We start from the raw sequence: 14,359 nt of genomic DNA on the forward strand, positions 1-14,359 counted from the left end.
ATCCTCCCCGAGTCTCAGGCCGTCCGTTCGGCAAGGGTGCCGCCGAGGCGATCGCGAATGGCTGCGCGCGCATCCTCCCGAACCAGCGGGCCCAGGGCGATCAGGGCCGCGAACAGGAGGGCGATCTCGATGTGGTAGACGATGAGGTAGCCGATCGCGGGCTCGTTCATGCCCTCGCCGAGGACTCCCGACTGGGCGATGGCGCCGCCGAGGTCGCGCACGATGCCGCTCGCGGCGATGGAGATGCCCGCGGCGCTCGCCTGGACGGCGCCCCAGGCGCCGAGCGCCAGCCCGGTATCCTCGGGCCCGGCCCGGTTCATCGAGGCGGTGAGCGTGCCGTGGGCGAACAGCCCGCCGCCGAGCCCGATCAAGCTGACGCCGGCCGCGAACAGGTCGGCGGAGGCGAGCGGCGCCGCGAAGACCACCGCCGAGAAGGCCAGGATGCCGATGCCGACGCCGACGGCCGAGACCCGGAACGGGTCGCCGCCGCGGCCGAGCCAGCGGGCGGCGATCAGCAGGCCGAGCCCGCCGCCGGCGGCGAGCAGAGCGGTCAGGGCCGTGGTCGCCCCGACCGAGAGGTGCAGGATCTGGCCGCCATAGGGTTCGAGCAGGATGTCCTGCATCGAGAACCCCGCGGTGCCGAGCCCGATCGCCACGAGGCGCCGGCGCGCGGCGCCCTGGCCGGCATAGGCGCGCCAGGAGGAGCGGAAATCCCGCGCCGGCGCGGACTGGGCCCGGTTCGGATCGCGGGGTTCCTGCTTCCACAGGGCGACCCCGTTCAGCACGATGGTGACCAGCGCCGCGCCCTGGATCACCTGGATCAGCCGAACGGGCGAGAAGTGGGCCAGGAACAGCCCGAACAGCAGGGCGCTCGCCATCATGCCGAACAGGAGGGCGACGCAGAGCAGCGCCACCACCTTCGGGCGGGCATGCGCCGGGGCGAGATCGGTGGCCAGCGCGAGGCCGACGGTCTGGGTGGTGTGCAGCCCGGCCCCGACCAGGAGGAACGCCAGCGCCGCGGCCAAATCCCCGACCCAGAGCGGGCCGGTGGTGTCGCCCGACAGGATCAGCAGGGCGAACGGCATGATCGCCAGGCCGCCGAACTGGAGCAGGGTGCCGAACCAGATATACGGCACCCGCCGCCAGCCCAGCACCGAGCGGTGCGTGTCCGACCGGAACCCAACCAGGGCCCGCAGCGGCGCGAAGATCAGCGGCAGGGCCAGCATCACGGCGACGATCCAGGACGGGACGCCGAGCTCGACGATCATCACCCGGTTGAGCGTGCCGATCAGCAGCACCGCCGCCATGCCGACGGTCACCTGGAACAGGGCCAGCCGCAGCAGGCGCCCCATCGGCAGCTCGACGGTCGCGGCGTCCGCAAACGGCAGGATCGCCGGGCCGAGGCGCATGAGGGCGCGGGTGAGCTTTTGCGAGGCGGCGCTGCTCATCGCGAACGATCCAGCGCGATCGCGTTCGACAGGTAGAAGCCGCTGTTGACCCGATGGCTCTGCGCCCAGGTGAATCCGTCGAGCGCCGGCTCCGAGGACATCCGCCGGCGCAAGCCGCCCTCGGTCACCGGCACGATGGCCGGCGAGCGGTCGCCGCGAGGGAACAGCTTTCCGGCGGCGTGCATCACGGTGAGCAGGGCCGTGCGCGGCGCCACGGTGAACAACACCGAGCCGTCGGTGCGGGCGCCCAGCACCGCGAGCGCCCGGACGATGTCGGCGGCCCGGTAATGGATCAGCGAATCCATCGCCACCACGTGGTCGAACCGGCCGAGGCCCAGGTCGAGCATGTCGCCGACGCGGAACGCGATCCGGCCGGGTCCGGGGATCGCCGGAAGCCGGTCCCGGGCGAGGCCCACCAGGGTCGGCGAGACGTCGATGGCGACTACCTCGGCGCCGCGCCGGGCGGCCTCGACGCTGAGCGCCCCGGTGCCGCAGCCGGCATCGAGCAGGCGCAGGCCGGTCATGTCGGCGGGCAGCCACGAGAGCAGCGTTCCGCGCATCGCGTCCCGGCCGGCCCGCACGGTAGCTCGGATCCGGCTCACCGGCGCGTCGGAGGTCAGGCGCGACCAGGCCTCGACCGCGGTGCGGTCGAAATAGGTGGTCAGTTCACCCCTGCGGGTGTCGTAGCTCGCGCCGACCATCAATCGAATCCCAAAAATTCGAACAGGTCGCGGTCCTTCATCGGCACGGCCTCGCAGGGCTCCTCGCCGGCCCAGAGCGTCTCGGCGAGCCGCATGTATTCGGCCGTCACCGCGTCGAGCTCGGGCGAGGAATCCATCTCGAACAGGGTCGACTTCTTGAGCCGCGAGCGGCGGACCACGTCGAGGTCGGGGAAATGGGCGAGCCGCTTCAGGCCGACTGCCGCATTGAAGCGGTCGATCTCGTCGGTCTTGGCCGAGCGGTTGGCGATGACGCCGCCGAGCCGTACGGGATAGTTCTTCGCCTTGGCGTGGATCGCTGCCACGATCCGGTTCATCGCGAAGATCGAATCGAAGTCGTTGGCGGTGACGATCAGCGCCCGGTCGGCATGCTGGAGGGGCGAGGCGAAGCCGCCGCAGACCACGTCGCCCAGCACGTCGAACACGACGACGTCGGTATCCTCCAGAAGGTGGTGCTCCTTGAGGAGCTTCACCGTCTGGCCGACCACGTAGCCGCCGCAGCCGGTGCCCGCGGGCGGGCCGCCGGCCTCGACGCACATCACGCCGTTATAGCCCTCGACGACGAAGTCCTCGACGCGCAGCTCCTCCGAATGGAAGTTCACCGCCTCAAGGGCGTCGATCACCGTGGGGGCGAGGCGCTTGGTCAGCGTGAAGGTCGAGTCGTGCTTGGGGTCGCAGCCGATCTGCAGCACCCGCTTGCCGAGCTTGGAGAACGCCACCGAGAGGTTCGACGAGGTGGTGGACTTGCCGATGCCGCCCTTGCCGTAGACCGCGAACACCTTCGCGGTCTCGATCTTCAGGTCCGGGTCGAGGGCGACCTGAACGCTGCCTTCTTCCTTCCGGGCGATGACCGGATTGCGGATGGCGATGTTCATGCGGCGACTCCTGTGGTGACGCCTTCGAGACGATCTTCCAGTTCCTCCTCGGCCCGGTCGAGGGCGTCCCGCATCGCTGCGTCGGGGGGCCAGAAGCCGCGCCGGTGGGCCTCGATCAGCCGTTGGGCGACCTTGGCGGAGGCGGTGGGGTTGAGGGCGGCCATGCGCTCGCGCATCGCGGGGTCGAGCACGTAGGTCTCGGTGATGCGCTCGTAGATCCAGGGCTGGACGGCGTTGGCGGTGGCCGACCAGCCGACCGTGTTGGTCAGGTGCGACTCGATCTGGCGCACGCCCTCGTAGCCGTGGCTGAGCAGCCCCTCGTACCATTTCGGGTTGAGCATGCGGGTGCGCGTCTCCAGCGCCACCTGCTCTTCGAGGGAGCGCACGCGCCCCTCCCCGCGGGTCTGGTCGCTGATATAGATCGGCACCGCCTCGCCTCGGGCGCGGGCCACCGCCCGGCCCATGCCGCCGAGTCCGTCGAAGTAATGGTCCACCGAGGTGACGCCGACCTCGACGGAATCGAGGTTCTGGTAGGCCATGTCGACGGAGGCCAGCACCGCCTTCATCAGGTCGCGCTGCGGCGCCGGGCGGCCGTTCCGGCCATACGCGAAGCTCTTGCGGCGCGAGAAGGTCTCGCACAGCTCGGCATCGTCGTCCCAGTTTCCCGAATCGACGAGGTGGTTGACGTTGGCCCCGTAGGCGCCCTCGGCGTTGGAGAAGACCCGCAAAGCCGCCGTCTCCAGGTCGCAGCCCTGCTCGGCCTGGATCGCCAGGGCATGTTTGCGCACGAAGTTTTGTTCGAGGGGTTCGTCGGCGGTGGCAGCGAGGAAGGACGCTTCCGCCAGCAGCTTGGTCTGGAGCGGGAGCAGGTCCCGAAAGATGCCCGAGAGGGTGACCACCGCGTCGATCCGCGGGCGGCCTAGGGTCTCCAGCGGGATCAGCACCGCACCGCTGAGCCGGCCATAGCCGTCGAAGCGCGGGGCCGCGCCGATCAGGGCAAGCGCCTGGGCGATCGGGCCGCCCTCGCTCTTGAGGTTGTCGGTGCCCCAGAGAACCAGGGCGACGCTCTCGGGGCAGGGTTTTCCGTCCGCGGCGAAGCGCTCAAGGATGCGCTCGACCTGGCGGGCGCCGTCGGCCACCGCGAAGGCCGAGGGCAGGCGGTACGGGTCGAAGCCGTGGATGTTGCGTCCGGTCGGCAGGATCGCCGGGTTGCGCAGGAGATCACCGCCGGCCACCGGCGGGATGAAGCGGCCGTCGAGCGCCCGCAGGAGCGCCGGGACCTCGTGGTCGCGCGCCAGGAGGGCGTCGGTCTTGGCCAGGCCCGCGAAGGCGGCGCGGGTCTCGGTATCCGCCGGCAGCCCGGAAGCTGCGAAGGCGGCCTCGGCGCCCTGCCCCGCCACGAGCGCCGCGATGCCGGCGCGTTCGGGCTTGAGCCCATGCGAGGCCTCCGCGAGGGCGAGCAGCAGGTCAATCCGCTCCGCCTCCGGCACGCCTTCGCCGACCACGTGCAGGCCATGCGGGATCAGGGTTTGCTCCAGCTCCTGCACGGCGGACCAGAGGCTCGCGACCTGGGCGCCGAGGTCGCCGGTCCAGGCCGGCTCGGCGGGGACGAGATCGACGGCGGCGCCCTGCTCCTGGATCAGCCGGGCGAGGGTCTCGCGCTCGGCCGTCGCTTCGAGGTCGAGCCCGCGCCAGCGCTCCATCGAGCTCTTCAGGTCGAGCAGCCCGCGATAGAGCCCGGCGGTGGCCAGGCTCGGGGTCAGGTAGCTCACCAGCGTCGCGGCCGAGCGGCGCTTGGCGAGCGTCCCCTCGGATGGGTTGTTGGCCGCGTAGAGATAGATGTTGGGCAGCGCCCCGATCATGCGCTCCGGCCAGCACGCCTCGGACAGGCCGGTCTGCTTGCCGGGCATGAACTCGAGCGCCCCGTGGGTGCCGAAATGCAGCACGGCGTCGGCGGCGAAATCCTCGCGCAGGTAGCGGTAGAAGGCCGAGAAGGCGTGGGTCGGCGCGAAGCCGTGCTCGAACAGCAGGCGCATCGGGTCGCCCTCGTAGCCGAAGGCCGGCTGCACCCCGACGAAGACGTTTCCGAATTGCGCGCCGAGCACGAACAGGTCGGCGCCGTTGGTCTGGTGGCGGCCGGGCGCCGGACCCCACTGGGTCTCGATCTCGGCGAGGTATCGCTCGCGCCGGACATGGTCCTCGGCCCGGATGCGGGCATGGACGTTGGCCTGAGTCCCGTAGCGCTTGGCGTTGCCGTCCAGGATTTTTTCGCGCAGGGCGTCGACGCTCTCCGGGATCTCCACGGCGTAGCCGTCCGCCGCCAGGCCCTTCAGGGTGTTGAGCAGCGAGGCGTAGACCGACAGGAACGCGGCGGTGCCGGTGGCGCCGGCATTCGGCGGGAAGTTGAACAGCACCACGGCGATCTTGCGCGCGGCCTTGGGCGTCCGGCGCAGGGACACGAGGCTCTCGACCCGCTTGGCCAGCCGCGCGACCCGCTCGGGATGGGCGCGCATGTCTCGGGCGTTGTCGCTGCCGGACGCTGCGGAGCGGCCGCCGAACACCATCGGGGCGGTGGCGCCGTCGAGCTCGGGGATCGCGACCATCATGGTCGCCTCGACCGGCGACAGGCCGCGCTCGCCCGCCTCCCATTGCTCGATCGTCTGGAATTCCAGCGCCTGGGCGGCGAGGTAGGGCACGTCGAGTTGCGCCAGCATCGCCTCGGCCGCCGCGGCGTCGTTGTAGGCCGGGCCGCCGACCAACGAGAAGCCGGTGAGCGAGACCAGGGCGTCGATCCGGGCGCGTCCGTCGCGCATGAAGAAGGCGTCCACGGCCGGGCGGTTGTCGAGGCCGCTGGCGAAGGCCGGCACCACGTCGAGGCCCTTGGCCTCGAGGGCGGCGATCACCCCGTCGTAATGGGCGGTGTTGCCGGCCAGCACGTAGCTGCGCATCAGCAGCAGCCCGACCCGGCCGCGCGCCTCCGCCGCGCGCGGCAGGCGGGACGGGGCCTGGCCGATCCGGCCGGCCATGCGCGGGTGGTAGAGGCCGGTCTCGGGGTAGTCGAGCGGCGCCGGCGCGGCCGGGCCGTCGCGCCACACGGCGCGTGCGCCGGCGGCGTAGCGATGCACCAGGAAACGGACCAGGGCGGCGACGTTCTCGTCCGAGCCGGCCAGCCAGTATTGCAGCGTCAGGAAGTAGGCGCGCACGTCCTGCGCCGAGCCCGGGATGAAGCGCAGGATCTTCGGCAGCTTGCGCACCAGCGCCATCTGGCGGCCGGCATTGCCCTGCTGGCCGGGCTTGCCGCGCAGCTTCTTCAGGAAGTCCAGGGCGCTGCGCTTGGTGCCGCTCATGTCGAAGCGGCCGAGCTTGGTCGTCTTCACCACGTCGCTCGCCGAGAGGCAGCCGACCATCGCGTCGCAGGCGTCGCGCCGGGCCGCGAGCGCCGGCAGGATCGCCCGGACATGTTCGTCCATGAACAGCATGGCCGAGAGCACGATGTCGGCCTGGGCGATGTCGCTGCGGCAGGCGTCGAGCGCCGCGGGATCGGTGTCCCACTCCGCCGCGGCGTGGAAGCCGAGCACCACGCCGGGCATCTCGGACCGCAGGCGCAGGCGCGCCCGCTCGACCGCGCTCGCGAGGTGGTTGTCGAGGGTGACGATGACGACGCGGATCGGCGGCCGGCGCTGCGAGGCGTCCGCCTTCGACGAGCCGGCCTCCAGGCCGGCGGGGAGCGCTCTAGCGGCCATAATGCGCCTTGGCGTCGTAGAGGGTTTCGAGGGTGATGAGCGGCAGCCGCCGCTCACGGGCGAACTTCTCCGTGTTGCTGCGCGCTTTGCCGCGCACGAAGAACGGGATCTTCTTCAGTTCCCGCTCGGCCTCGGGGGCCCAGGGGGCGTCCGTGATCGTGACCGCTTCCTCCAGGAGGATCGGCGCGACTGCCGGGCTTGGGGTCACCGGGGGCACGGGCGCAGCAACCGGCGGGGCCTCGAACGGCGTGCCGCCGAGATGCGACGGGCCGACGCCGTCGTGGAATTCGGGATCCTCCCGGAACATGCCGAGGAGGTGCTCTTCGAGGCCCATCATCAGCGGATGGACCAGGGTGTCGAACAGGACGTTGGCGCCCTCGAAGCCCATCTGCGGGGCGTAGCGCGCCGGGAAGTCCTGGACGTGGACCGGAGCGGAGATCACCGCGCAGGGGATGCCGAGCCGCTTGGCGACGTGGCGCTCCATCTGGGTGCCCAGGACGAGTTCCGGGGCGGCGGCGCGGATCGCGGCCTCGACGTCGAGATAGTCGTCGGTGATCAGGGCCTCGATGCCGTGCTCGGCCGCCTCGGCCCGGACCTCGCGGGCGAATTCGCGGCCGTAGGTCCCGAGGCCGACGACGGTGAAGCCCAGTTCCCGGGCGGCCATCCGGGCAATGCCGATCGCGTGGGTCGCGTCGCCGAACACGAAGACGCGCTTGCCCGTCAGGTAGGTCGAATCGACCGAGCGCGAGTACCACGGCAGGCGCGAGCCGGACCCGTTGAGGAGCGGCGCCGAATCGATACCGGCCAGAGCCGCGACCTCCGCCACGAAGCGGTTCGTGGCGCCGACCCCGAGGGGCACTTCCTTGGTGAACGGCTGCCCGAAACTCTTCTTGAGATACTCGGCCGCACTGCGGGCCGTCTCCGGATAGAGCACGACGTTGAAGTCGGCATCCCTGAGTCGGCCGAGATCGGCCGGGCTGGCCCCGAGCGGCGCCACCACGTTGACGTCGATCCCGAGCGTGTCGAGCAGCCGGCGGATCTCGATGAGGTCGTCGCGGTGGCGGAAGCCGAGCGCGGTCGGGCCCAGGATGTTGCAGAGCGGGCGCTGCCGCAGCTCATCCGTGCTTCGGGGCGAGGCCGGCCCCGCGAGGGCCCGGACCAACCGATAGAAGGTCTCGGACGCGCCCCAGTTCTCCTTCTTCTGATAGGCCGGCAGCTCCAGCGGGATCACCGGGATCGGCAGGTCGAGGGCCTTGGCGAGCCCCCCCGGATCGTCCTGGATCAGCTCGGCGGTGCAGGACGCGCCGACGATCATCGCCTGGGGCTGGAAGCGCGCGTAGGCGGCGGCGACCGAGGTCTTGAACAGCTCGGCGGTGTCGCGGCCGAGATCCTGCGCCCGGAAGGTCGTGTAGGTGACGGGCGAGCGCATCCCGCCGCTCGATCATCGTGAACAGCAGGTCGGCGTAGGTATCGCCCTGCGGCGCGTGCAGCACGTAGTGCAGCCCGCGCATCGCGGTGGCGACGCGCATCGCGCCGATATGCGGGGGGCCTTCGTAGGTCCAGAGGGTGAGCTGCATCGCCCTACACCTCCAGCAGCGCGCGGCGCCGGAGCGGGCGCGCGAACAATTCGGCGAGGTCGCCGGCCTGCTCGTAGCCCTGGACCGGGGTGAACAGCAGCTCGATCGACCACTTGGTCGAGAGGCCCTCGGCCTCCAGCGGGTTGGCGAGGCCGAGGCCGCAGACCGTGAGGTCCGGCCGCGCCGCCCGGCAGCGATCCATCTGGTCGTCGAGGCTCTGGCTTTCGGTCACCCGGGTGCCGGCGGGGAGCCACTCGATCTCGGCCGCCAGATGCGCCCGGTGCAGGTAGGGCGTCCCGACCTCGACCAGCGCCACGCCGAGCTCGCGGGCGAGGAATCGGGCGAGCGGCACTTCGAGCTGCGAATCGGGGAAGAAGAACACCCGCTTGCCGCCGAGCTTCTCGCGATGCGGCGCGAGCGCGGTCTCGGCCCGGGCGCGCCCGGCCGCGGTCGCCGCCGCGAAGGTCGCGTCATCGATCTCGAAGGCCTCGGCAGCTGCGCGCAGCCAGCCGGTGGTGCCTTCGGCGCCGAGCGGAAACGGCGCGGCGAGCCGGCGCGCGCCGCGCTCGTCCAGCGCCCGGGCGGTGTCGGCCAGGAACGGCTGGGCCAGCAGGTATCGGGTCTTGCGCCCGACCGCCGGCATCGCGCCGGCCCGGCGGGCCGGGAGGAACCGGACGTCGGCAATGCCCATCGCGGACAAGATCCGGAGAAACTGGTCCTCGACCACATCGGCCAGCGCGCCGACGATCAGGAGCGACGGTGCTTCCTCGGCCGGCGCCCGCGGCAGCTCCGGCACCAGGGCGGCTAGGCAGGCATCCTCGCCCTGCGTGAAGGTCGTCTCGATGCCGGACCCGGAATAGTTCAGCACCCGCACCGGTGCGAGGCGCCCCGACAGGCGCTGGGCCGCCCGGGACAGATCGAGCTTGATCACCTCGGACGGGCAGGAGCCCACCAGGAACAGGAGCTTGATGTCCGGCCGCCGCTCGATCAGCCGGGTGACGACCCGGTCGAGTTCCTCGTTGGCGTCCGCGATCCCGGCCAGGTCGCGCTCGTCGATGATCGCGGTGGCGAAGCGCGGCTCGGCGAAGATCATCACCCCGGCGGCCGACTGGATCAGGTGGGCGCAGGTGCGCGAGCCGACCACCAGGAAGAAGGCGTCCTGGATCTTCCGGTGCAGCCAGACGATGCCGGTGAGGCCGCAGAACACCGCGCGCTGGCCGTGCTCCTGATGAAGGTCGATGTCGCCGCACGCGGCCACCGGGGGCGGGACGGGCGCATTCACGACAGGGCCTCCGCGAGCTGCGGATGGCCTGTGCCGGCGCCTTCCAGGCGGGCGGATCGGAGCTTCAGCAGGAACTGCCCGGCATTGACCAGGTAGGTCGCGTAGGCCGCCAGCGCGAGGATCAGCAGGGCTTGAGCGCCGAGGGCGCCGGTGGCGAGGGCGGCGAGGTAAGCGGTGTGGAGGGCCAGCACCAGCATGCTGACCACATCCTCCCAGTAGAAGGCTGGGGCGAACAGCCAGCGGCCGAACACCGCCTTCTCCCAGAGCGAGCCGGTGACCATGATCGCGTAGAGCGCCAGGGTCTTCACCACCACGGATACTTCGGCGGCCAGCTGGCCCTGCCCGCTGGCGAGCGCCCGCAGCACCAGGGCGAGACTCACCAGGAAGATCACGAATTGCGCCGGGGCCAGCACGCCCTGCACCAGGGTCCAGGGCGAGGCGTCGCGCCGCAGGCGCTCGGCGGCCGTGTAGAGCGGTCGTGCTGGCCGGTCCCCGGGACCCATGCATCCGCTCCCCTGTGCGCGGCGTCGTCCTGGGACGTCGTCGTTGGCAGAGGCTAGGGCCGCATCCCCAAAAGTGTCAAGTGTGCTTGACGATCGTCTGAGATGACACGCGGTTTGACATATTTTCTTTGTTCCAAGTCATTGCCAAGATCGGCGCCTTGGGTATCGTTCCAAACGCTGGTTGGGGCTTTCGTAGCTTGGCTGGTTTGATCCGAGGATCGACGACGACGAAGACGTGAGAAGACAGGCGGCCAACGCCGTGCTCGACGCGCATGCGGAATTGCCGGTCCATCTGGGCCGGGGCCGCTTTTGGGAGGGATGCCGATGGGAGACTGGAGGCATTTCGGTGAGCGTCTGGACCCTGGGCCGGTCGCCGGCGGCTGCGGCACGATGAGCGACGGGCGGCCGTCCTTCGCGGACGGCCCGCGGGTGCGCCACCCATCCATCCCGCGCCCCGCCGCGGACGACAAGGCGGTGCCGGACGCGCTGGCCCGCCTGGTCGAGGCGGAAATCCTGCCCCGGCTGATGCTGGCCCACCGGCCCGCCGGCCGCCGCGCCCAGGCCGACCGGGCGCCGAGCCCGGACGAGATCGCGGCCTTCAGCGCCCTCCTGCTCGCCCCCGGGCCGATCGACCTCGACCGCCAGGTCTCCGCCCTGCGCGAGAGCGGGCTGCCCCTGCCGCGCCTGCTCCTCGACCTGCTCGCCCCGGCGGCGCGCCACCTCGGCGAGCTCTGGGAGGACGATGTCTGCGATTTCCTCGCCGTGACCGAGGCGCTGGGCCGGCTGCAGGCGGTGAGCCGGCGCCTCTGCGCGCAGCTCGAGGACGAGTCGGTCCCGGCCAACGGCCGCAGCGTGCTGCTGCTGCCCTGCCCCGGCGAGACCCATCATTTCGGCCTGTCGATCGTCGCGAGCTTCTTCCGCGAGGCCGGCTGGGACGTGACCACCGCGGTCCCCGGGCCGGGGGTCGATCCCCTGAACCTGCTGCGCACCGAGTGGTTCGACGTGGTCGGGCTGTCGTTGTCCTGCGACGTGTTCCTGCCCACCCTGACCGTCACCGTGGCGGATGTCCGGCGGGCCTCCGCCAATCCCGACGTCCGGGTGATCGTCGGCGGCCCATATTTTGCCCGCTACGGCGGCGAGGCGGGCATCGTCGGCGCCGATGCCTGTGCACCGGACGGGTGCCTGGCGCCGGCCACGGCCGAAGCGTTGCTGGACAGACGCGCCCTAGCCTGCTGAAAGGGTCCAAAGTACAACCATCACATTACGGTGATCGTGACGCCCCAGCCTCACCCCACCCCGCAGCCGCCCCCTCCGGCGCTGCTCCAGGTGGCCGGCCACCTCGATGGAGAGGCGGTCGGACGTCTGGTCGCGGCCTCGGCCGACCTGTCCCTCGTGATCGATGCCGACGGGGTGATCCGGGACGCCACCGCGGCGGCCGATCTGGAAGCGGAGAACATCCCCGGCTGGCTGGGCCGGCGCTGGATCGACACCGTGACGGTCGAGAGCCGGCCGAAGGTGGACGCGCTGCTGCGCGACGCCCAGATCGGCGGCATCACCCGCTGGCGGCAGATCAACCACCCCTCCCCCAGCGGGATTGACCTGCCGATCCGCTACGCCTCGCTCCGCTCAGTGGAGGGCGGGCCGATCCTCATCCTCGGCCGCGACATGCGGGCGGTGGCCGCGCTCCAGCGCCGGCTCACCGATGCCCAGCAGGCCCTGGAGCGCGACTACGACCGCCTGCGCGCGTCCGAGACCCGCTACCGGCTGCTGTTCCAGATCTCCGGCGAGCCGGTTTTGGTCGTCGATGCCGGCACCCGCCGGGTCGTCGAGGCGAACCCCGCCGCCGCGCGCCTGCTCGGCCGCCCGGCCAAACGGCTCGCCGGCCAGGACGCCGTGGACCTGTTCGAGGCCGGCAGCGCCCGCTCGCTGGAAGCGCAATTCGCCGCCCTGCGGGCGACCGGCCAGGCCGGGGAGGTGCGCGCGACCCTGCCCCACGGGCGCGGCGAGGTGACGGTCTCGGTCTCGCTGTTCCGCGGCGAGGGCGGCCCGAGCGCGCTGATGCGGCTTGTGGCCGATCCGGCCGCCGCCGAGGCGAGCCCCGACCAGGAAGCGCCGACCCGGGCGGTGATCGAGGCGATGCCCGAGGGCTTCGTGGTCACCGATTCCACCCGCCGGGTGCTGATGGCCAACGCCGCCTTCCTGGAACTGGCGCAGCTCGCCACCGAGGGCCAGGCCCGGGGCCGGCCCCTCGACCAGTGGCTCGGCCGCGAGGATACCGAGGCCCAGGCCCTGTTCGCCAGCCTGGTCGATCATGGCTCGGTTCGCCGCTTCGCCACGGTGATCCGGGGGACTTATGGCGGCGTCGAGGATGTCGAGGTCGCTGCCGTCTCGGTGCCGGGCTCACGGCCCTGCCTAGGCTTCGCGATCCGCTCCGCGCCCCGGCGGATCCCCGAAGGACGGCTCGCCGGCAGCCGCGACGTGCCGCGCTCGGTGGAGCAGATGGCCGAGCTGGTCGGCCGGGTCTCGATGAAGACCCTGGTCCGCGAGACCACGGACCTGATCGAGAAACTCTGCATCGAGGCGGCCCTGCGGATCACCCGGGACAACCGTGCCTCCGCGGCCGAGATGCTCGGCCTGAGCCGCCAGGGCCTCTACGCCAAGATGCGCCGCTACGGCGTCGGCGACCTCGACGCCCCCGGCGAAGACGATTGATTCTTGTTCCGATTCGGGATGCGGGGGCTTCAGCCCGGCTTGGCCCGTGGCGGGGATGGGATGGGTGGGATCTCCAGCCCATCCCCTCATCCTGAGGCGCCGGAGCGCAGCGTAGGCCTCGAAGGAGCCTTCCAGGGATCGCGCGGCCGGCTGGAAGGCTCCTGTGTGGCTGCTGCGCAGCATATCGGGATGCGGATGCGATCGGGACGCCCGCGCGGGCCGCTGCAACCCCCGCGGTCATTACGAGCGTAGCACAGCAACCCAGGGCGGCGGGCGGCTCCCAATCGGGGCAGAACCTGTGGGCCGGATGGCGTCGCCACATCCGCACCAATCCGGCGCAGACGCGACCGTGAGGGCGGGATCGCCCGTGCGGCTCTTCTAAGAGTTGCTGCGGCGAACCTTGGCAAACTCTTCGAAGGTCAAGCCTAAGAACCCCCACCCCTCGGCGAATCGACCATCTCATGACATGATCGTGTCCGGCTCACGATGGTGTCGGATTATGTATTCGTCAGCCTGCTGGGCGCTTTGTTCGCCAAGCTGGATCGACATTTTGCCGTGAAGTGTAAATCCAGCTTGACACGGTCGGTCACCCCGGTAGCGTGCCGGGATGGCCACCACGCCCGCCCCGAGCGCCGTCGTCGAGCTTCTCAAGCCGATCACCTGGTTCGCGCCGATGTGGGCGTTCGCCTGCGGGGTGATCTCGTCCGGGCAGCCGGCTCACGGGCAATGGCCGGTGATCGCCGCAGGGGTCGTGCTCGCCGGGCCGCTCGTCTGCGCCACCAGCCAGGCCGCCAACGACTGGTTCGACCGGCATGTCGACGCGATCAACGAGCCGGGCCGGCCGATTCCCTCCGGGCGGATTCCTGGGCGCTGGGGCCTCTACCTGGCCCTCGGCTGGACGCTGCTGTCGCTGCTGGTCGCAGCCGCGCTCGGGCCGTGGATCCTCGGGGCCGCCCTATTCGGGCTGGTGCTCGCCTGGATCTATTCCGCCCCGCCGTTGCGTCTGAAAAAAAACGGGTGGTGGGGGAATGCCGCGGTCGGGCTCTGCTACGAGGGCCTGCCCTGGTTCACCGGCGCCGCCGTGATGGCCGCGGCCCTGCCCGACCGGCGGGTGCTGCTCGTCGCTCTGCTCTATTCCATCGGCGCCCACGGGATCATGACGCTGAACGACTTCAAGTCCGTGGAGGGCGACCGGCGGATGGGGCTCCTGTCCCTGCCGGTCCAGATGGGCTCCGACCGCGCCGCCCGCTTCGCCTGCCTGGTCATGGCGGTGCCGCAGGTCGTGGTGATCGGCCTGCTGCTCGCCTGGGAGCGCCAGGGCCACGCCGCCCTGGTGGCGGCCCTGCTCGCCGGACAGGTCGCCCTGATGGACCGCTTCCTGAAGAGCCCGCGCGAGCGGGCAGCCTGGTATAACGGCACCGGCACGACCCTCTACGTGGTCGGCATGCTGGTCGCCGCCTTCGCGCTGCGGCCCTTGGTGGGAGGGGCGTGATGCGCGAA

General features: G+C 71.2%; 9 protein-coding genes and 1 pseudogene. 3 read left to right on the forward strand and 7 right to left on the reverse strand.

The window, feature by feature from the left end:
- Positions 1-14 precede the first annotated feature (14 nt).
- The 7 genes and pseudogenes from AKJ13_RS01185 to bchF all read right to left on the reverse strand — a co-directional run bounded on the left by AKJ13_RS01185 (position 15) and on the right by bchF (position 10,147).
- Complete coding sequence (locus tag AKJ13_RS01185; RefSeq protein WP_050731750.1) at positions 15-1,448, reverse strand: BCD family MFS transporter; 1,434 nt, start codon at positions 1,446-1,448, stop codon at positions 15-17.
- The gene (bchM, locus tag AKJ13_RS01190; protein WP_050731751.1) at positions 1,445-2,149 is read right to left on the reverse strand and encodes a magnesium protoporphyrin IX methyltransferase; all 705 of its coding nucleotides are present in this window, start codon (positions 2,147-2,149) and stop codon (positions 1,445-1,447) included. Before bchM ends, AKJ13_RS01185 begins: the two co-directional genes overlap by 4 nt.
- Positions 2,149-3,042, reverse strand: a complete 894-nt coding sequence (gene bchL, locus AKJ13_RS01195; protein WP_050731752.1) for a ferredoxin:protochlorophyllide reductase (ATP-dependent) iron-sulfur ATP-binding protein — start codon at positions 3,040-3,042, stop codon at positions 2,149-2,151. Before bchL ends, bchM begins: the two co-directional genes overlap by 1 nt.
- A complete protein-coding gene (locus AKJ13_RS01200; RefSeq protein ID WP_244471472.1) occupies positions 3,039-6,785 on the reverse strand; it encodes a magnesium chelatase subunit H in 3,747 nt (1,248 codons plus the stop codon). The genes bchL and AKJ13_RS01200 overlap by 4 nt, the downstream gene beginning before the upstream one ends.
- Positions 6,775-8,362: pseudogene (gene bchB / locus AKJ13_RS01205) on the reverse strand (ferredoxin:protochlorophyllide reductase (ATP-dependent) subunit B). Before bchB ends, AKJ13_RS01200 begins: the two are co-directional and overlap by 11 nt.
- 4 nt (positions 8,363-8,366) lie before the next feature.
- Positions 8,367-9,620, reverse strand: a complete 1,254-nt coding sequence (locus tag AKJ13_RS01210; RefSeq protein ID WP_144426157.1) for a ferredoxin:protochlorophyllide reductase (ATP-dependent) subunit N — start codon at positions 9,618-9,620, stop codon at positions 8,367-8,369.
- 20 nt (positions 9,621-9,640) lie between these two features.
- Entirely contained in the window at positions 9,641-10,147 is a 507-nt protein-coding gene (bchF, locus tag AKJ13_RS01215) for a 2-vinyl bacteriochlorophyllide hydratase (RefSeq protein WP_050731754.1), read from the reverse strand.
- 324 nt (positions 10,148-10,471) lie between these two features.
- On the opposite strand from bchF, the gene AKJ13_RS01220 reads away from it, so the two are divergent.
- From AKJ13_RS01220 to chlG, 3 genes are all read left to right on the forward strand, one after another.
- Positions 10,472-11,383 (forward strand): cobalamin B12-binding domain-containing protein, encoded by a 912-nt coding sequence (locus tag AKJ13_RS01220; RefSeq protein WP_050731755.1) that lies wholly within the window; start codon positions 10,472-10,474, stop codon positions 11,381-11,383.
- Between the two features lie 30 nt (positions 11,384-11,413).
- Positions 11,414-12,859, forward strand: coding sequence for a transcriptional regulator PpsR (gene ppsR / locus AKJ13_RS01225; RefSeq protein WP_050731756.1), 1,446 nt, complete (start codon positions 11,414-11,416; stop codon positions 12,857-12,859).
- 607 nt (positions 12,860-13,466) lie between these two features.
- On the forward strand, positions 13,467-14,351 hold the full coding sequence (gene chlG, locus AKJ13_RS01230) for a chlorophyll synthase ChlG (RefSeq protein WP_050731757.1): 885 nt from the start codon (positions 13,467-13,469) through the stop codon (positions 14,349-14,351).
- The last annotated feature ends 8 nt before the right edge of the window (positions 14,352-14,359 follow it).

The organism is Methylobacterium sp. ARG-1, assembly GCF_001262595.1.
GTDB lineage: Bacteria > Pseudomonadota > Alphaproteobacteria > Rhizobiales > Beijerinckiaceae > Methylobacterium > Methylobacterium brachiatum.

What these genes read in the sequence shown, in the direction of transcription:
- bchM (WP_050731751.1), bottom strand. Translation starts at nt 2,149, where the DNA reads ATGGTCGGCGCGAGCTACGACACCCGCAGGGGTGAACTGACCACCTAT.
- AKJ13_RS01220 (WP_050731755.1), top strand. Translation starts at nt 10,472, where the DNA reads ATGGGAGACTGGAGGCATTTCGGTGAGCGTCTGGACCCTGGGCCGGTC.
- AKJ13_RS01185 (WP_050731750.1), bottom strand. Translation starts at nt 1,448, where the DNA reads ATGAGCAGCGCCGCCTCGCAAAAGCTCACCCGCGCCCTCATGCGCCTC.
- chlG (WP_050731757.1), top strand. Translation starts at nt 13,467, where the DNA reads ATGGCCACCACGCCCGCCCCGAGCGCCGTCGTCGAGCTTCTCAAGCCG.
- bchF (WP_050731754.1), bottom strand. Translation starts at nt 10,147, where the DNA reads ATGGGTCCCGGGGACCGGCCAGCACGACCGCTCTACACGGCCGCCGAG.
- AKJ13_RS01200 (WP_244471472.1), bottom strand. Translation starts at nt 6,785, where the DNA reads ATGGCCGCTAGAGCGCTCCCCGCCGGCCTGGAGGCCGGCTCGTCGAAG.
- bchL (WP_050731752.1), bottom strand. Translation starts at nt 3,042, where the DNA reads ATGAACATCGCCATCCGCAATCCGGTCATCGCCCGGAAGGAAGAAGGC.